The organism is Dechloromonas hankyongensis, from assembly GCF_022012295.1.
GTDB classification, from domain to species: domain Bacteria; phylum Pseudomonadota; class Gammaproteobacteria; order Burkholderiales; family Rhodocyclaceae; genus Azonexus; species Azonexus hankyongensis.
This window is the reverse complement of sequence record NZ_JAKLTN010000002.1, coordinates 1199645-1218664: the sequence shown is the minus strand read 5'-3', so window position 1 is coordinate 1218664 and position 19020 is coordinate 1199645. Positions and strand designations below refer to the sequence as shown.

The 19020-nt window shown below is 63.8% G+C and carries 9 protein-coding genes; 3 read left to right on the top strand and 6 right to left on the bottom strand.

Features of this window, described 5'->3' with window-relative positions; all coding sequences use genetic code 11:
* Positions 1 to 6: 6 nt before the first annotated feature.
* The gene (rocF, locus tag LZ012_RS14375) at positions 7 to 933 is read left to right on the top strand and encodes an arginase (protein ID WP_275711510.1); all 927 of its coding nucleotides are present in this window, start codon (positions 7 to 9) and stop codon (positions 931 to 933) included.
* Positions 934 to 974: 41 nt separating this feature from the next.
* Positions 975 to 4646 carry a bifunctional proline dehydrogenase/L-glutamate gamma-semialdehyde dehydrogenase PutA gene (putA, locus tag LZ012_RS14370; RefSeq protein WP_275711509.1) on the top strand — a complete coding sequence of 1224 codons (3672 nt, stop codon included), beginning with the start codon at positions 975 to 977 and terminating at the stop codon, positions 4644 to 4646.
* 264 nt (positions 4647 to 4910) lie between these two features.
* Here the strand turns inward: putA and LZ012_RS14365 are convergent, their stop codons facing one another.
* The 6 genes from LZ012_RS14365 to LZ012_RS14340 all read right to left on the bottom strand — a co-directional run bounded on the left by LZ012_RS14365 (position 4911) and on the right by LZ012_RS14340 (position 15800).
* Positions 4911 to 8951, bottom strand: a complete 4041-nt coding sequence (locus tag LZ012_RS14365; protein ID WP_275711507.1) for an EAL domain-containing protein — start codon at positions 8949 to 8951, stop codon at positions 4911 to 4913.
* A gap of 7 nt (positions 8952 to 8958) precedes the next feature.
* On the bottom strand, positions 8959 to 10101 hold the full coding sequence (locus LZ012_RS14360; protein ID WP_275711505.1) for an ABC transporter substrate binding protein: 1143 nt from the start codon (positions 10099 to 10101) through the stop codon (positions 8959 to 8961).
* A gap of 7 nt (positions 10102 to 10108) precedes the next feature.
* Entirely contained in the window at positions 10109 to 12133 is a 2025-nt protein-coding gene (locus tag LZ012_RS14355) for a TonB-dependent receptor plug domain-containing protein (RefSeq protein ID WP_275711503.1), read from the bottom strand.
* A gap of 142 nt (positions 12134 to 12275) precedes the next feature.
* Positions 12276 to 13088, bottom strand: coding sequence for a citrate synthase family protein (locus tag LZ012_RS14350; protein ID WP_275711502.1), 813 nt, complete (start codon positions 13086 to 13088; stop codon positions 12276 to 12278).
* Positions 13085 to 13873 carry a citrate synthase family protein gene (locus tag LZ012_RS14345; protein ID WP_275711501.1) on the bottom strand — a complete coding sequence of 263 codons (789 nt, stop codon included), beginning with the start codon at positions 13871 to 13873 and terminating at the stop codon, positions 13085 to 13087. Before LZ012_RS14345 ends, LZ012_RS14350 begins: the two co-directional genes overlap by 4 nt.
* Positions 13874 to 13931: 58 nt before the next feature.
* On the bottom strand, positions 13932 to 15800 hold the full coding sequence (locus tag LZ012_RS14340; protein ID WP_275711500.1) for a thiamine pyrophosphate-binding protein: 1869 nt from the start codon (positions 15798 to 15800) through the stop codon (positions 13932 to 13934).
* 536 nt (positions 15801 to 16336) lie between these two features.
* Here LZ012_RS14340 and acnB point away from each other — a divergent pair.
* Positions 16337 to 18925, top strand: coding sequence for a bifunctional aconitate hydratase 2/2-methylisocitrate dehydratase (acnB, locus tag LZ012_RS14335; protein WP_275711499.1), 2589 nt, complete (start codon positions 16337 to 16339; stop codon positions 18923 to 18925).
* Positions 18926 to 19020 lie beyond the last annotated feature (95 nt).

The window sequence follows — 19020 nt, the reverse complement described above, 5'->3', positions numbered from 1 at the left end:
AAAGGAATGAACATGCGACCGGTCAGCATCATCGGCGTCCCGACCGATATCGGCGCCAGCGCCATCGGTGCCCGTATGGGCCCCGAGGCGCTGCGCGTCGCCGGCATCGTCGAAGCGATCGCCCGTTACGGCTGTCCGGTCAGCGATTGGGGCAATGTGACCGGGCCGCTGAATCCGCAGCGCGGGCCGGTCGACGGCTTTCGCCACCTGGACGAAGTGGCGGCGTGGAACCGGACGCTGCACGACGCGATCTTTGCCGAGTTGGAAAAGGGGAGCCTGCCCTTGATGGTCGGCGGCGACCATTGCCTGGCCATCGGCTCGATCAGCGCCGTCGCCCGCCATTGCCGGGAACGCGGGCACAAGCTGCGCATCCTGTGGCTCGATGCGCATGCCGATTTCAACACCTCGGCCATCACGCCGAGCGGCAATATCCACGGCATGCCGGTAGCCTGCCTGTGCGGGCATGGTCCGGCGGAATTGACCGGCATCGGTGGCCGGACGCCGGTGATCAGCCCGGCCGACATACGCCTGATTGGCATCCGCAGCGTCGACGAGGGCGAAAAACGCTTCCTGCTCGAACAGGGCGTCGAAGTGTTCGACATGCGCTACATCGACGAGGTGGGCATGCGGCGCACGCTGGAAATGGCGCTCGACGGGGTCGATGAGGACACTCACCTGCATGTCAGCCTCGACGTCGATTTCCTCGACCCCGAAATCGCCCCCGGCGTCGGTACGACGGTGCGTGGCGGACCGACCTATCGCGAAGCGCAGTTGTGCATGGAAATGATTGCCGATACCGGCCGCCTCGGCTCGCTTGATATCATGGAACTCAATCCGGCGCTCGATCATCGGAACATGACGGCTGAACTGGCTGTCGACCTGGTCGAAAGCCTGTTTGGCAAGAGCACCCTGTTGCGCCTGTACCAATCCTGAACGCGGTCGGCATGCCGGCCGCCATTGCGAAAGAGCCAGCCATGTCCGCCGAGCGCCATACCGTGCTTCGTCTTGCTGCGCACCGCGCCGAGATCGCCCGGCATTGCCGCAGCGACGAACAGGCCGTTGTCGCCGCCCTGGCGCAAGCCTACCGGGCGCTGTCGGTCGGCGAAGCGGCCGTCGCCCGGCGTGCCGAGGGCCTGGTCAAGGCCGTCCGCGCCCAGCGCAGGAGCGCCAGCGGCGTCGATCACCTGATGCACGAATTTTCGCTGTCCAGCCAGGAAGGCATTGCGCTGATGTGCCTGGCCGAGGCCCTGCTGCGCATTCCGGACAGTGAAACCATGGATCGCCTGATCCGCGACAAGATCAGCCGGGGCGACTGGCGGGCTCATGTCGGGCACAGCGGCTCCCTGTTCGTTAATGCCGCGGCCTGGGGCTTGATGATCACCGGCAGCCTGGTCGCGACGCACCGTGAAGATACGCTGGGCAGCGCCCTGTCCCGACTGATCGCCCGGGGCGGCGAGCCGCTGATCCGGCGCGGCGTCGAATTCGCGATGACCGCGCTCGGCCAGCAGTTCGTCATGGGCGAGAGCATCGAACAGGCGCTGGAACGCAGTCGCAGCAATGCTGCCCGCGGTTTCACCCACTCCTTCGACATGCTCGGCGAGGCGGCCCTGACAGCGCGCGATGCTGAACGCTATGGCGAGGCCTATGCGGCGGCGATCCACGCCATCGGCCAGGCGAACCCTCGTGGCGTGGTCGGCGGCGACGGCATTTCGGTCAAGCTGTCGGCGCTGCATCCGCGCTTTTGCCGCGCCCAGCGCCAGCGGGTGATGGACGAGCTGTATCCGCGGCTGCTGGCACTGGCGGCGCTCGCTGCAGATTACCGGATCGGCTTCAACATCGATGCCGAGGAGGCGGACCGCCTTTCGCTGTCGCTGGAACTGGTCGAGCGTCTGGCCTTCGAACCGGCGCTGGCCGGCTGGGAGGGGCTGGGCGTCGTCGTCCAGGCCTACCAGAAGCGGGCGCTGCCGGTCATCGATCATCTGGCCGAAATCGCCCGCCTGGCCGAGCGCCGCATGATGATCCGCCTGGTCAAGGGGGCCTACTGGGACAGTGAAATCAAGCGCGCCCAGGTCGACGGGCTGGCCGGGTATCCGGTCTTCACCCGCAAGGCGCACACCGATCTGTCCTACCTGGTCTGCGCCGCCCGGCTGCTTGCCGTTGCCGACGTGATCTATCCCCAGTTCGCCACCCATAACGCGCATACCCTGGCCTGCGTCGAACGCATGGCCGGCGACCGCGGCGTGACGGATTACGAATTCCAGTGCCTGCACGGCATGGGCGAGGCGCTCTACGGCAATGTCGTCGGCCAGGGCGACAATCTGCGCTGCCGCATCTATGCCCCGGTCGGCCGGCACGAGACCCTGCTGCCTTACCTCGTGCGCCGCCTGCTCGAAAACGGCGCCAATACGTCGTTCGTCAATCGCGTCATCGACGAGAAGGTGAGTATCGACGAACTGGTCGCCTCGCCGCTGCTTGCGGTCGACCGCTGGGGCGGGGCGCCGCATCCGGCCATACCCTTGCCGGCCGATCTGTACGGGGCGGCGCGGCGCAATTCAAGCGGCATCGACCTGAGCGACGATGCGGGCATCGAACGGCTGACGGCCGACCTTGCCCGGCTCGCGACACGCGGCTGGAAAGCCAGGCCCCTGCTGGCCGGTGGGGAAGGCGAGGGGGATGCCGGCACGGCCATCGGCAACCCGGCACAGTGCGACGACGTGGTCGGGCTGGTGCATGCCGCCACGGCGCCCGAAATCGAGGCCGCGCTGGCCTCGGCCAGTGCATTCGCCCCAGTTTGGGCCGCGGTCGGCGCCGGCGAACGGGCCCGCCTGCTGCGGGCTTGTGCCGACTGTTTCGAAGCGGCACACAGCGAGTTGATCAGTCTGTGCATCCGGGAAGCCGGCAAGACCTGGGGCAGCGCCATCGCCGAAATCCGCGAGGCGGTCGACTTCTGCCGCTATTACGCGGCGCAGATCGAGACGCTGGCCCCCGCCGCCGGCGTGCCGGGCGTCGTGGTGTGCATCAGCCCGTGGAATTTCCCGCTGGCCATCTTCGTCGGCGAAGTGGTGGCCGCCCTGGCCGCCGGTTCGCCGGTGCTCGCCAAGCCGGCGGAGCAGACGCCGCTGATCGCCGCCCACACCGTGCGCCTGATGCGGGCGGCGGGGATACCGGCACCGGCCCTGCAACTGCTGCCCGGCGCGGGCGAAATTGTCGGTGCCCGGCTGACCGGCGACCACCGTGTGCAAGGCGTGATCTTCACCGGATCGACCGAGGTGGCGCGCATCATCAACCGCAGCCTGGCCCAGCGCCCGGTCCATGCGCCGGAAACCCGCTTGATTGCCGAGACCGGCGGCCAGAATGCGATGATCGTCGATTCGTCGGCCCAGATCGAACAGGCCGTGCAGGATGTCATCGTCTCCGGCTTCGACAGCGCCGGCCAGCGTTGCTCGGCGCTGCGCGTGCTGTGCGTTCAGGAGGACATCGCCGACTGCCTGATCGGCATGCTGCAGGCCGCGATGGACGAATTGCGGCTGGGCGACCCGGGCGAACTGGCCACTGATGTCGGGCCGGTCATCGACGAGTCGGCGCTGGCCGGGTTGCGGGCGCATATCGCCGCCATGCGCCAGGCCGGGCAGCGGGTCCATCAGGTGGCGCTGCCACCCGCCTGCGCACATGGCTGCTTCATGCCGCCGACGCTGATCGAAATCGATAGTGTCGACCGACTGCAGCGCGAGGTATTTGGTCCGGTCGTCCATGTCCTGCGCTTCGCCGCCCGCGACACGCTGGCTGTCGTCGATGCCATCAATGCCACCGGGTATGGCCTGACCTTCGGCATGCACAGCCGCATCGATGAAAGCATCGCAGCGGTGACCGGGCGCATCCGGGCCGGCAACCGCTATATCAACCGCAACATGGTCGGGGCCGTTGTCGGGGTGCAGCCCTTTGGTGGCGAAGGCCTGTCCGGCACCGGGCCCAAGGCCGGCGGGCCGTTCTACCTGCCGCGCCTGCTGGCCACCGGCAATCCGGATCCCGTGACTTTGGGACTGATCCGTGATCCGGCCGATGCCCGGCTGGCCGCCCTGGCCGATTTCGCCGCCTGGGCTCGGCAGGCGGACCGACTCGATCTGCTGGAGCTGTGTGAGGCCTATGCCGGGCTGGCCCCGCTGGGCTGTTGGGCCGATTTGCCCGGGCCGACCGGCGAATGCAACCGGCTGGATTTTTGGCCGCGCGGCGAGGTGTTCTGTCTGGCCAACGACGAAGCCGGCCTGCTGCGCCAGATTGCCGCCGTACTGGCGACCGGCAACACGCCGGTTGTGCTCGATCCGGCTGATGCCACCCCGGAGCTGTGCACCTACCAGGTGGCGGTCAGCGATTTACTGACCACCTTGCCGGTCTCCCGGAGTGCCGCCTGGCCTCGCCGGCCATGGGCCGCAGTCGGCCTCTGCGCTGCGGTCTTGCACGCCGGCGATCCCTTGCTGGGCCGCTTGCTCCACCAACGCCTGGCCGCCGGCGACGGCGCGCTGGTGCCGGTGCTGACGCCGCAGGCCGATGGCGGCTATGCCTTGTACCGCCTGCTGTGCGAGCGGGTTCTGACGGTGAATACGACGGCGGCCGGCGGTAACGCCTCGCTGATGGCCCAAGCCTTATGATCACGGGTTGCCCGGTGAAATAAAGGTTGTTTATCCCCGTTTGTACTGGGTAAGTCTGTGGATAAGCTCTGGGCTGTTTTGCCAAGTCATTGAGCCGACAGGGATTCGAGTCCTTTGCTTAAAATTTGTGCAGATCGGGCTGGCGATAAATAAACAATTTTTATCCCCGTTTTGCCGGGTAAGTCTGTGGATAAGCTCGGGACAGATTGCCCAAGTCGCTGAGCCGGAAGGGGAATCTGGGGTTGCCTAAAAAATGGGCAGGGCTTAGTGCGGCTTCTTGGCCTGGCGTTTCTTGCGCTTGGCGGAATGCAGCTGGGTCTCGATCAATTCGGCCGGCAGCGGTTTGGAGAACAGGTAGCCCTGCAGGTAATCGCAGTGCAACGACGCCATGGCTTCCTGCTGGGCGACGGTTTCGACGCCCTCGGCGACGACTTTCATGCGCAGGCTATGCGCCAGCGCCGTGATGCCCTTGACGATGGCGACCGCGTCTTCGTCCTGCGGGATGTCCTGGATGAAGGAGCGGTCGATTTTCAGGATATTGGCCGGCAGGTGCTTCAGGTAGGACAGCGAGGAATAGCCGGTGCCGAAATCGTCGATCGAGATGTGGATGCCCAGGCTGCGCAATTCGCGCAGCAGGTCGATGCTTTCGGCGGCGCGCGCCATCATGACGCTTTCGGTGATTTCCAGGACCAGCGACGTGGCGGGCAGGCCGCTTTCGTTCAGGGCGCTGAAAATGATGTTGCGCAGGTCGGGCTGTTCCAGTTGCTTGGATGACAGGTTGATCGCCACGTAGAGGTCGGCGATGCCGTTGTCCAGCCAGGTCTTGGCCTGCAGGCAGGCGCTGCGCAGGACCCGTTCGCCGAGGGGCAGGATGAGTCCGGTTTCTTCGGCAATTGGAATGAAATCGGCGGGCGACACCACGCCGCGTTCTGGGTGCAGCCAGCGGACCAGCGCCTCGACGCCGGTGACCTTGCCGCTGCCGGTGTCGACCACCGGTTGATAGAAGACGGTGATTTCGTCGCGTTCCAGCGCCCGCCGCAGGTCGTTTTCCATCTTGAGCCGGCCGGAGATGGCGGATTCCATCGCCGCTTCGTAATAACAGAAACCGCTGCCGCTGCTCTTGGCGCGATACATTGCGGTATCGGCATGGCGCAGCAGGCGGTTGATGTCCGGCCCGTCCTGCGGGTAGAGCGCGATGCCGACGCTGGCCGTGACGACGATTTCCTGGCCATCGATAACCAGCGGTGCCGACACCGTGCGGCAGATGTTCTGGGCGACGCTGGCGGCAACGCCGGAATTGGGCAGGGCGTCGAGCAGCACGGTGAATTCGTCGCCGCCCAGGCGGGCCACACAGTCGTCGGTCCGCACGCAGCCCTTCAGGCGCTGCGCCATGGTGGCCAGCAACTTGTCCCCCACCTCGTGACCGAGGGTGTCGTTGATGAACTTGAAGCGGTCGAGATCGAGGAACAGTATGCCCAGCATGCTGTTATTGGCCGCCGCATCCTCGATGGCGCGGGTCAGGTAGTCCATGAACAGCAGGCGGTTGGGCAGGCCGGTCAGCGTGTCGTTGTAGGCCAGATGGCGGACGTGGCGCTCGGCCCGGGTGGCTTCGATGATGCGGCGGACCCGCTGGTTGACCACCGACAGATGGATGGGCTTGGGGATGAAATCGCTGGCGCCGGCTTCGAAGGCGCGCTCGATCGATTGCCGGTCCTCGAGGGCGGTAATCATCAGGATGGGGATGTCCTTCCAGCGGGGATGGCGCTTCAGCGCGGCGCAGGCGTCGAAACCGTCCATCACCGGCATCAGCGCATCCATCAGGATGGCGTCGGCGGTGTTGTATTCCAGCCAGTCGAGCACTTCGCTGCCGTCGCCCGCCTCGGCGACCCGGAAGCCGCTGCGGTACAAGGCGTGGCGCAGGGCCGAACGGGTGCTGCGGTCGTCGTCGGCAACCAGCACGACTGGTGCGTCCTCGCGCAGTTTCGGCAGTGCCGGCGACGGTTCGTCCAGCTCGGACATCAGAGCGGGTTCGATGACGGCGAATTCGGTGCGCAGGCGCAGCAGCAGTTCGCTCGCTTCGCTCAGCACGCCGGCCTCGGCCCGTAGTTCCATCTCGCGGGCGACGCCGGCCATGGCGACCGCGCCCAGGTTGCTGGCGGCGCCCTTGATGACATGGGAAACGTTGCGCAGGGTCGTTGCATTGCCTTCGGCAATGCCGTTTTCCAGTTCGACCAGATAGTTCGGAACGTCTTCAAGGAAGGGGCGGATGGCCTCGCTGACCGAAGTGCCGAGAATCTCCCGCAGGCGTTTGAGGACCGCGGTGTCGAGCGGCGCGTTGCCGTTGGCCGGGGCGTCCGCCGTGTCGGCCGGCGGCACGAGGTCCGCGTGCCAGTTGAGCCAATGCTCGAGACGGGTAGCTAGCGTGTCCAGGGTCAGCGGTTTGGGCAGATGATCGTCCATGCCGGCGGCCTTGCAGTGCTCGATGTCGGCCGGCAGGGTATTGGCGGTCATGGCGATGATCGGCGTGCGGCGGGCGCCGGCCGCTTCCTGGCTGCGGATCGCCTCGGTGGCCTGGAAGCCGTCCATTTCGGGCATCGAGCAATCCATCAGGATCAGGTCCCAGCCGCCCTCACGCCAAGCGGCGACGGCTTCGATGCCGTTCTTGGCAATGCCGTAGGTGCAGCCGAGCATGCGCAGCATGCCGGCCGCAACCAGTTGATTGGTGGCATTGTCCTCGGCGATCAGGATGTGGCCGCTGCGGTTGACCGGCTTGTCGTTGTCCGGTTGCGGCGTTGGCGTAGCAACCGACGAACTGCTGACGCAGGGCGTGGTGAACCAGAAATTGCTGCCTTCGCCCGGTGTCCCGTCGACGCCGATTTCGCCGCCGAGCAGGCGAACGATTTGCTTGCAGATGGAAAGCCCGAGGCCGCTGCCGCCATAGCGCCGGGTCGTCGATGTGTCGGCCTGGGTGAACGAATCGAAAATGACCGATTGCAATTCCTTGGCGATACCGATGCCGGTATCGCGGACGCTGAAGCGCAACTGGCGGCCTTCGTCGATGCACTCGACGGTCAGCGTGACCGAACCCCGCTCGGTGAATTTGAGCGCGTTGCCCAGCAGGTTGATCAAAACCTGGCGGATGCGGGCCGGGTCGCCGGTCAGGGTCGGCGGCACGTCGGCCGCCACGCAATCGGCTAGGGCTATATTCTTCTGGGCGGCCAGCGTGTGGAACATGTTCATCACGCCATCGACCAGCGGCCGCATCTGGAAATCGCAGGCATCGACTTCCATCCGGCCGGCTTCCAGGCGCGAGAAATCTAGAATGTTGTTGATCAGTTCGAGCAAGTATTGCGACGAGTCCCAGGCCAGGCCCAGCAATTCCTGCTGTTCGCGATTCATCCGGCTCATCTTCATCATGTTGAGGGTGCCGATGACGCCGTTCAGCGGCGTGCGGATTTCGTGGCTGATCATGGCCGCGAAATCGGCCTTCAGCTTGGCGAAGCGCAGGGCGCTGTCGCGGGCGGTGCGCAACTCCTGCTCGCGCTGTTCCAGGGCCTCCATCATGCTATTGAAGGCGTGGGCCATGTCGGCCAGGTCCTGCGGGCCTGAAGGATCGGCGCGCAGGCCGACTTCTCCCTTTTCGGCGCGCGCCATGGTGTCCGACAGATTGGCCAGCGGCCTGGTCAGGCGCCGGGCGAGCACACGGAGGGCGAGTACGAACAGCGCGGCAAAGGCTATCCCGGCCGCGAAATTGATGATGAAAACCTCCTTCACCAGCGTTTTCAGCGTCGCCTTGCTTTGTTCGATGATGACGAAGCCGAGCAGGATGTCCTTGCGCTCCGTCGTTTCGAACTGGGTGTCGGGGCCGGAAACCGACCACACCGGCGCAACGAAGCGCCAGCCGGCAGTGCTTTCGGCGTCCAGGTAGGGATCGCGCCCATTGTGCCGCGGTGTATGCAAGGCTTCATCGACGATGGGTTTGCCCTTTTCGAGCAGGATGCGACCGTCGGCGTGGCGGATTTCGATCCGCGTCACGTCGGGGAAGGCCGAGGTGGCGCCCAGCGCTTCCGAAACGTTTTCCGTCGAGCCGAAAGCCAGGGCCAGTCGGCTTTGCGAAGCAAGGTTGCGGGTGATGCGCAGGCCGTCATCCAGCTTGCCGTCATACAGCTGGCGGCTGCCTTGCCAGGATGTGATCAGGGCGGCCAGCAGCGAAGCGCAGAGGACGCCGACCGCGAACAGAATGGCCAGCTGGCTGCGGAAGGTGATTTTCCTGATGCGCCGCAACAAACCAGACAGCCAAGCCATAGCGGGCTTATTGCTCCGGGAAAAGGAGATCGAAGCCCTGTTGCTGGGCCTTTGACGGGGTCAAGCCGAGATGGCTGGCCGTCCGCGTATTGAATGCGGTCAAGACGTCGCGCAGCGGCAGCACTCCACGCGCCACCGGACTGCCGCTGGCCATGCCGAGGGCGGAAGTGGCCAGGTTGCGGCCCAGTTCAACGTTGTTGGGGTAAAGGGCAAACAGGGCGCCGCGCTTGACATGCGAGACGTTGCTGGAAAATACCGGGATGCCCTTGGACCACGATTCCTGCAGAACCAGCGGCAGGACCAGCGAGTCGTCCACTGTGGCGCTGTCTTGCGGCAGCCAAAGGGCGTCGCGCTTGGCATCGGCGGTCGCGAAGATGTTCTGGTAGATCGCCAGGGCGCTCTTCAGGTCGCCGGCTTCCTGGGCGACCAGTTCGATGCCTTGGCCGCGTGCGGCATCTTTGGCGAGCTTTATCAGCCAGGCGTTCTGGCGCGGTTCGAAGACGACGAAGACGCGCTGGGTTTTCGGCGACAGTGCCTTCAGGCGTGCGAACAGCAAGGCTGGATCAGGTGCCAGGCTGAGAATGGCCCCGGTGCGGACTTCGCTGTCGGGGACGGAAACCACGCCGCCGGCGATGACGCCGAATTCCTTGTCGAGCGCGCTGGCGGCTTTCAGGCCGTTGCGGCCCAGCGCGATGACCACGCGGACATCCTGCCGCTTCAATTCGCCGGAAACCGCCTGGGCGTTGAAATTGCTGCCGACCGCATAACTGCTGACCTTGGCCTGGGCGCTTTCCTCTATCCCTTCGATGATCTTGGAAAAAACGCTGCGATAGGGTTCGCCGATATCCGGGTAGAACACGGCGATGGGCCCGATGTTGCCACCCGCCGCGGCCAGCCGGATAGGGCCGCCACGTTGCGCGTTGTTCAGCAACTGGCTGAGGCGGGGCTCTTCGAGATCCCTCAGGGTCAGCCGGATGATTTCGACGCCCGGCGTATTTTCCATGCCGCCGAGCATGCCGGTAAAACTGGCCGGGCTGGGATCGTCGGCCTCGGCAAAAATCACGGCGATGCGCGTGACGCCTGCTTCCGCCTGGACGGTGCAGGCGACCAGCAGGAGAGTCAGAAGGAGGCGAAGAAAGCGCAATGTCATTGGCGCATTATAGGCTGTAACGAGCCTGAAGCCAGAAGGTTCGGCGGGGCATCGGGAGATCGTAGACGATGCCGGAGGCAGCCTTGGTCGGCTCGCGGATATCGGCATTGAACAGGTTGAAGACCGAGCCGGAAAAATCCCATCCGCGTTTCTGCGGGCTGGTGCGCAAGGTCAGGTCTACCGAGGTGTAGTCCGGAACCTGCGGCCGGGTGTCGCCGGCAGGCCGTTCCCGGTCGGCGACATAATTGACCTGGCCGCTTAGGCGCCAGTCCGAGTACACGCGCCAGTCGGCGCGGGTGTAGAGATGGTGGTGCGGCGCGTAGCCGGCATCCTGGCGCGTCGTCTGGTCGATATTGCGCTGATAGGCGTAGTGCCCGGTGAGGCGCAGGGCATTTGAAGCATCCCACAGGACTTCGAATTCGCCGCCATTGCCTTTTTGCTTGCCGGTATTTTGATACGTGACGCCCGACTGATTGATGATATCGGAAATTTCATGGTGGAAAATGCTCAAACTGGTCAGCAAGTCGTGTCGGACTTGCCAGGCCACAGCCGCTTCGAGCGTCTTGATTTTTTCGGGCATCAAGGCCGGATTGCCAAGGGCAACCGGATTCCCCGTCGCATACTGCTCGATGAAGGAAGGGGCGCGGAACGCCGTGCCATACATCAGTTTGGCCGTCAGGTCCTGGCGGGCCTCCCAGACCAGGGCCAGGCGCGGATTGGTGGTGCTGCCGAAATCGGAATAGTTGTCGTGGCGCAGACCGCCGGTCAGGGTCCAGTCGCGGGCGAAGTTCCATTCGTCCTGGGCGTAGAGGTAGCTGACTTTGCGCTTGTGGGGTGAGAGGAACAGGTTATCACCGCTCGCTGAATACATCGGTAGCGGAGTGAGTACGGGAATCTGGGTGAAATTCTTGGTTTCACTGGTCCTGTAGATTTCCAGTTGGTCGTGACCGAAGCCAAAACGAATCCGATGATTGACGAATCCCGAATAGACGCTGGTGGCGGACAGGCGGGCCTGGCGCTCCCAGTTGTCCGGGGCGCCGATCATGCCGTCGGGAAATCCAGGGAAGATGCCGCCCGGGACGATTCTCAGCGGTGTGGTCACTTCGGTGGCCAGTTGCATGTAAGACCCTTGCAGGGTCAGGCTGAGGTCGCGGGCAAAATTCTCGTCGGTCCAGGAAAGGTCGCTGGCGATGCGCTCGCTGCGAACTCGCCCGATCGGGTCAAGCGCACCGGCAATGCCGACACCGGTGCCGACGTCGTCGCGTAATGTATAACCGGCTCGCCAGCGGAATTTGTCGTAACCGAGATCGATTTGGGCATCCACGCTTTCATAGCCGTTGTTCAGCGGGCCGCTGTTGCCGACCAGATCGGTGCGCACATTGCGCCGCGAACCATCCGTGCTGCCGACCTTCAGATAGGAAGCGATCTCCAGTCCGCCAATCTTTCCACCGTGCTGGAACCAGCTGTCCCAACTGTTGAAAGAGCCGGCACGGACACCGATCGAGGTGCCGTCTATATCTTCGGCGGTTTTGGTGATGATGTTGATCGTGCCGGCAAATGCATCGGCGCCGTAGACCGCCGAACCGGGACCGCGAATGACTTCGATGCGGGCAATATTTTCGACCGGCAATTCGACAAAGGTCTGATCCGGGTTGCCGAGGTAAACGCTGGTTCTCGGAATGCCGTTGACCAGCATCAGAATGTGCGGTGAGGTGCCGGTGAGGATGCCGCGCATGCCGTAGGTAGGCATGTAGTTGTTTTGCAGCGTGTTGCGGGAAATATGCAGGCCGGGAACGGTTTCAAGTACTTCGGTCAGTGTCTTGGCGCCAACGTTGGCGATGTCTTCAGCGGTGATGACGGTCGCTGTCGATGGAGCTTTCCTGATCAGTTGCCGAGTGCCGGTGGCGATGCTGACAAAGTTCTTGTCACCATAGGCCAAGGCCAGGTCTTCTTCTTCCATGGCCGACTGGGCTGTGGAAGCACCGGCCCAACTCGCGGCCAGCAAACCAACCAGGATGCGTAGTGAACCCATTGTGGATTTCCCCCTCATTTTTTTGTTGCGGGGAATGTAGAGGAAAGACCCGCAGCTGGCAATCCGAGCGCCTTTTTATAATATGTTGCGTTCATAATGTTCCGGCGGGTTACGCATCGTGGGGGCACGGGCAGTGTTCTCTCTACCTGAATTCCGATGGCCATGCCTTGGCCGGGGGGCCATCATAGGCAATGTCGGCACAGCGTAGCGGGAACAAACTCCCTTCGGCGGAAAGCTTGGCTTCCAGGAAACAGGGCGGCATGCCGGCGAGGAAGGACGGGAACATGAAGAGATAAAATTCTTCCGGCGACAGGCTGAGATCGGCGCCGAAGGCGGAAACCACGGCGCCGTAATTCATGCGCAGATTACGGCCGCTGTCGAGCAGGAAACGTTCGATGGCGAATGCGAGCCGGATATGCGGGCCTTGGTCGAGTCCGAGTTCAGCAGCCCGGGCCATGATCGGGGCAATGCGCTCGTCGGCATTGACCAGCGGCCGGCCATAGCCGGCAATGCGCCGATGGGCCTTCATTTCTTCTTGCAGGCAATCAGCCAAGCCACCACCGGCAGCGAGCCGCTTTTGCGTGGCGATGAAGAAGGTGATGGCCTGCACTTCGTTGCCGCGGCCATAAATATGGGCTTCGGAAATGGCCAGGGCGGCAGAAAGACCCAGATTGCCCGTGCTGCGCGCGCTGCCGGAAAGCGCGGCGACCCGGTTGTTCCAGATGCGGGCATCGGGATAACTGGTGTAGGTCCACAAGGCATTGGCCAGTTCCAGTTCTGCCGGCGTGAAACGACGTCCGCAGATGCCGAAGAGGTACAAGGCCATCCAGTCCATGTCCTTGAGGCCGTCGTGCAGCGTCTGGCCGCGAAACACCACATGGCTGCCGGGAAAGAAACCGCCCATGGTGGTTTGCAGTTTGCCGGCCTTTTGCGCAAGATATTCCGGTCCGTTCATGATTTCTCTCCGCCTGCTTCTTCAGCCAACTCCAGCGTGAAAAACGGGAAGTTCCGGTGGCTGATCTGCTTTTGCTCCAGGGCATGGGCCGCAGCGCCGGGCAAGCGGAGCAACAGGTAAAGCATTTCACCTTGTTCGGACGTCAGGCCGAGATCGGCCATGGCTGCTGCGGCCACTCCCGATATGGCGAGTGGGTGGCCAGCCAGTGCTTCCAGGTCCGGGCGCTGTGCGGCGAGCCAGGGGAGCCGTTCTCCCGGGCTGCATGCCACCAGCACGGCTAGGGTCTGGCGTATTGGCAGGCCGGTTTCGACGGCGTGGGGGTCGAAGCCGGCGGCGTGTTCGGCGGTCGGCCAGATCGAGGCAAGTTCGTCAGGTTTCTCGGCGAGCCGGCCGGCCCACTTGTCGAGGTCGCAACCGCATTGCTGCCAATTTTCCATGGCCAGGAATACCTCCCTGCTGCCTCCGTTCAGTCCGGCGCCGACCGCAAGGGCTGCCGTCAGGCAGGAAGCGCTGGTCGAGCCGCCAATGCCGCCGCACATTGCGGCATGGACGCTGGCGTCGCGTGGACCGGGATTGGCCAGGGCCACAGCCAGCGATTCGAGCAGTTTGGTCTGGGCCGCGCTCGGCGCCTGGCCGGTAAACAGCAGGAACAGCATGTCGCTCCAGCGCGCCCGGCCGAGCATTTCGCCGTAGACGTCATAGCCCCCGCAGCGGGCGATTCGGGCAGCGAAAGGATTACCCGGTTCAGCCTCTTCGTGCCAGATCTTGGTGCTTATGGTTTGCATATTCGGATTTTCGTTTTTGCGCGGGCGATTTTGTCGGGGTCTAGTTGCCATCTGCGGGCTAGAGTTCGGTACCCAGAATCTGCATGCGCAGATTCATCGGCGGGACTTCCTCGCCGTCGATATAGACGTCGATCAGGGTCGGCCCCTTTTTCCGGCAAATGGCGTCGATGTCCAGTTCGGCCATGTCCTCCGGCGAATGGACCGTATAGCCGTCGGCGCCCATGGCGCGGGCCATGGCGGCGAAGTCGGTAGTCGGCAGCTGGAAACCGATCTGCTCGGCGCCGGCCAGGCGCTGGCCGTGCTTGACCATGCCCAGCGCCTGGTCGTTGAGAATGACGAAGATTACGGTCAGTCCTTCGGCGACGGCGACCGAAATTTCCTGGCCGTTCATCATCAGGCTGCCGTCGCCGGTGATGCAGACCACCGGCACGTTCGGGTTGCCGGCCGCGGTGCCGACGGCGCCGCCGATGGCCCAGCCCATCGGGGCGAAGTCCATGGTCAGGCGCAGCCAGCCGGCGTCGGTCTGGCGGCGACCGTTGTCGCGTCGGCGACCGCCGCCGCTCAAGCGGCGCTCGCCGATCCGACGGTCGGCCGGGCTCAGATAGTGGGTGGACCACGCGACGCTGTTGCCCGCGTCGGCGAGAAAGCGCGTGCTCGGCGGAAACAGTCGGCCCAGGTCGTACATCAGGCGTTGCGGCGTGATGGGGCTGGCCATGCTGGTGTATTTCTCCGGTTCGGCCAGCATGCTTTCGTTGCTGGTGACGAGCAGCGGCGTTTCGCGGCTGTTGCGGTGGCGCTGGTATTCGGAGTCGCTGCTTTCGCGCGTTTTGTGGCTGCGTTCGATCAGCCGGTCGAAAATGCTGAGCAGGCGGCCGCGCACGTGCAGCCGGGCCATCGGCGAGCGGGCCAGGTGTTCGGCCGATTCGTCGATGTGCACCAGCTTGCTGTTGAGCAGGGAGTCGCTCCAGCCGCTGCTGGTCCATTCGTTCATGCTGGTGCCGACGGCGAGGATCAGGTCGACGCTGTCGTCGTTGAGCAGGGCGCTGGCCGACGGATGGCCGGCAAAGCCGAAAACGCCCCGGAACAGCGGATGGTAGGGGCTGACCAGGCCCTTGCCGTCGGGGGTGGTGACGAAAGGAATGTCGCGCAGGACCGCCAGCTGCAGGATCGAGCCGATGGCTTCGCCGCACCAGCCGCCGATCAGCAGGCGGACATTGGTCGACTGCTGGAGCAGGTCGACCAGCTGGTCGGTGGCGTCGGCATCGAGCAGTGAGGTCGGGCGGAGCTTGTCGGCGATGTCGTAGGAGGGCTTGCTGACCGGGCTGGGGCTTTTCATGATGTCCAGCGGGATGGTCAGGTGCACCGGCCCGCGCGGCGCGCGCACGGCCCGTTGCAGGGCGGTGATCAGTTTCGACTCGATCTGCTCGGGGTGCGAGATCAGCGAGTTGTAGCGGGTGCAGTGGCGGAACATGCCCAGCGTGTTGACGCCGGTACAGGCCGATTCCTGCAGGGCACGCTTACCGAAGGAGGGGAGCGACGGCTGGCCGGTGATGACCAGCATCGGGATGCCGTTGTCGAAGGCGCAGGCGACGCCGGTGATCAGATTGGTCGCGCCGGGGCCGGAGGTGGCACAGCAGACGCCGATCTTGCCGGTTTCGCGGGCATAGCCGTCGGCCATGAAGGCGGCGCCGGCTTCATGGCGGGCGACGATGGGGCGCGGGCCGCCGCGTCGGCTGCTGCGCGCCAGGGCGTTGTAAAGCGGCTCGATAGCGCCGCCGGGAACGCCGAAAACGTATTCGATGCCCATTTGTTCCAGGTAGGAAACGATCAGGTCGGCAACTTGGGTTTCGTTTTCTGCCGGCAGGGTTTCGATTTCCGTGTCGGCTGCCTCGTAATCGTAGGCAAGTGCAATGCGTGTGCTGTTCATCTGAGGCCCCTTGTTTTGTTGGTTCTTAAGTGGTGCATCTGATACGAGGGGAGCACTATCTACGACTTTCGTCATATTCATCGTGAGTTATTTCACGCATTTGTCAAATTTCGGCGAATTTGTCGAAGTTGCCTCCAGGGCCGCGATGAGGGGGCTTTACCGCCTGCGCAGGAGAGGGAAGCATAAGAAATAAGCGTTTTTCCCGGGGCGGTAGCGTGGCGGGAAAGGCTGCAAACGCCTGTCGCCAAGGGGCGAATAAACGTTCTTTATCCCCGTTTTGATGGGGTAAGTCTGTGGATAAGCCCTGGGCAAGTGCTGCAATCCTTTGTCTCACAAGGACTTTGTCTGCTTTGCTCAAGTTTTGAGCAAAGCTGCTACTTAAGTGCACATCAGGCTCTGGCAAATGCGGCGAGATAACATATAATATATAAGACTTGCGAGCCGGCCTCGGGACGCTGAAAGCCGAACCATTCGGCCGCCGCCATTGTCGTAAAATATTCGTTTCCCAGAGCAACCCTTTACGAAAGGAAGTCGCCGTGCTTGAAGCCTATCGCGCCCACGTTGCAGAGCGTGCAGCCCTCGGTATCCCCCCGCTGCCCCTGTCCAAGCAACAGACCACCGAACTGGTGGCCCTGCTGAAGAATCCTCCCGCTGGCGAAGAAGCCGCTCTGGTCGAACTGATCACCTACCGCGTGCCGGCCGGTGTGGACGACGCTGCCAAGGTCAAGGCCGAGTTCCTGGCCAAGGTCGCCAAGGGTGAAGAAGCCTGTGCGCTGATTTCCAAGGAAAAAGCTACCGAACTGCTCGGCACCATGCTCGGCGGTTACAACGTCAAGCCGCTGATCGACCTGCTGGCCTGTGGTACCTGCGGCACCGTCGCCGCCGAAGGCCTGAAGAAGACCCTGCTGGTTTTCGATTACTTCCACGACGTCGCCGAACTGGCCAAGGGCGGCAACGCCAATGCCAAGGCCGTCATGCAGTCCTGGGCCGACGCCGAGTGGTTCACCTCGCGTCCGGAAGTCCCGGCTTCGCAGAAGCTGACCGTCTTCAAGGTCACCGGCGAAACCAACACCGACGACCTGTCGCCGGCGCCGGATGCCTGGTCGCGCCCGGACATCCCGCTGCACGCGCTGGCCATGCTGAAGAACCCGCGTCCGGGTATCGAAGCCGACGAAGCCGGTTCGCGCGGCCCGATCAAGCAACTGGAGAAGCTGGCTGCCAAGGGCAACCTGATCGCCTACGTCGGTGACGTGGTCGGTACCGGTTCTTCCCGCAAGTCCGCCACCAACTCGGTGCTGTGGTTTACCGGCGAAGACATCCCGTTCGTCCCGAACAAGCGTTTCGGCGGCGTCTGCCTGGGTTCCAAGATCGCCCCGATCTTCTTCAACACGATGGAAGATGCCGGCGCTCTGCCGATCGAAATCGACGCCGGCCAGATGGACATGGGCGACGAGATCGAACTGAAGGTCGACGGCGTCTCCGGCAAGGTCACCGCCACCAAGAACGGTACGACGATCGCCGAATCGCAACTGAAGACCCTGGTCATTCTCGACGAAGTTCGCGCCGGCGGCCGTATTCCGCTGATCATCGGCCGCGGCCTGACCGCCAAGGCGCGTGAGGCGCTGGGCCTGGCCCCGTCCACCCTGTTCCGCCTGCCGCAGAACCCGGCCGACGACGGCAAGGGCTACTCGCTGGCCCAGAAGATGGTCGGCAAGGCCTGCGGCGTGACCGGCATTCTGCCGGGCACCTACTGCGAGCCCAAGATGACCACCGTCGGTTCGCAAGACACCACCGGCCCGATGACCCGCGACGAACTGAAGGATCTGGCCTGCCTCGGCTTCTCCGCCGACCTGGTCATGCAGTCCTTCTGCCACACCGCCGCCTATCCGAAGCTGGTCGACGTCAAGATGCACCGCGAACTGCCGTCCTTCATCAGCACCCGTGGCGGCGTTGCGCTGCGTCCGGGCGACGGCGTCATCCACTCCTGGCTGAACCGCCTGCTGCTGCCGGATACCGTCGGCACCGGCGGCGACTCGCACACCCGCTTCCCGATCGGCATCTCCTTCCCGGCCGGTTCTGGCCTGGTCGCCTTTGCCGCCGCCACCGGCGTCATGCCGCTGGACATGCCGGAATCGGTGCTCGTCCGCTTCAAGGGCGAAATGCAACCGGGCATCACGCTGCGTGACCTGGTCAATGCCATTCCGTTGTACGCCATCAAAGCCGGTCTGCTGACCGTCGAGAAGAAGGGCAAGAAGAACGTCTTCTCCGGCCGCATCCTGGAAATCGAAGGTCTGCCGAACCTCAAGGTCGAACAGGCTTTCGAGCTGTCCGACGCTGCCGCCGAGCGTTCCGCCGCTGCCTGTGCCGTCGCCCTGAACAAGGAGCCGATGGTCGAGTACATGCGTTCGAACATCACGCTGATGAAGTGGATGATCGCCGAAGGCTACCAGGATGCCCGCACCCTGAAGCGCCGCATCAACGCCATGGAAGACTGGATCGCCAACGGCACGCTGCTCAAGGCTGACGCCAACGCCCAGTACGCCGCGGTCATCGAAATCGATCTGGCCGAAGTCACCGAGCCGATCCTGGCCTGCCCGAACGATCCGGACGACGTCAAGGTCCTGTCCGAAGTCGCCGGCGCCAAGATCGACGAAGTCTTCATCGGCTCCTGCATGACCAACATCGGCCACTTCCGTGCCGCCGGCAAGGTCCTCGAAGGCAAGTCGGACATCCCGACCCGCCTGTGGATCGCTCCGCCGACCAAGATGGATGCGCTGATCCTGACCGAAGAAGGCTACTACGGCGTCCTCGGCAAGTCCGGCGCCCGTATGGAAATGCCGGGCTGCTCGCTGTGCATGGGCAACCAGGCACAGATCCGTAAGGGCTCTACCGCGATCTCCACCTCCACCCGCAACTTCCCGAACCGCCTCGGTATCGACACCCAGGTGTACCTCGGTTCCGCCGAACTGGCCGCCATGTGCGCCCTGGCCGGCCGCATCGTGAGCAAGGAAGAGTACATGGAGCAGATCAAGCTGGTGAATGCCAAGGCGGCCGAAGTCTATCGCTACATGAACTTCGATCAGATCCAGGACTTCGTCGAAGTCGCGGCTACGGTCGAGATGTAAGTTGCGAAAATCGACGCTTTTTAAGCGTCGACCGCAGTAAAAAGCCCCCGTCGGGAAACCGGCGGGGGCTTTTTTGTATTGCTACAAATTTATAA

Excerpts from the sequence above, each read along its gene's own strand:
- rocF (WP_275711510.1), top strand. The coding sequence starts at position 7 with ATGAACATGCGACCGGTCAGCATCATCGGCGTCCCGACCGATATCGGC.
- putA (WP_275711509.1), top strand. The coding sequence starts at position 975 with ATGTCCGCCGAGCGCCATACCGTGCTTCGTCTTGCTGCGCACCGCGCC.
- LZ012_RS14365 (WP_275711507.1), bottom strand. The coding sequence starts at position 8,951 with ATGGCTTGGCTGTCTGGTTTGTTGCGGCGCATCAGGAAAATCACCTTC.
- LZ012_RS14360 (WP_275711505.1), bottom strand. The coding sequence starts at position 10,101 with ATGACATTGCGCTTTCTTCGCCTCCTTCTGACTCTCCTGCTGGTCGCC.
- LZ012_RS14355 (WP_275711503.1), bottom strand. The coding sequence starts at position 12,133 with ATGGGTTCACTACGCATCCTGGTTGGTTTGCTGGCCGCGAGTTGGGCC.
- LZ012_RS14350 (WP_275711502.1), bottom strand. The coding sequence starts at position 13,088 with ATGAACGGACCGGAATATCTTGCGCAAAAGGCCGGCAAACTGCAAACC.
- LZ012_RS14345 (WP_275711501.1), bottom strand. The coding sequence starts at position 13,873 with ATGCAAACCATAAGCACCAAGATCTGGCACGAAGAGGCTGAACCGGGT.
- LZ012_RS14340 (WP_275711500.1), bottom strand. The coding sequence starts at position 15,800 with ATGAACAGCACACGCATTGCACTTGCCTACGATTACGAGGCAGCCGAC.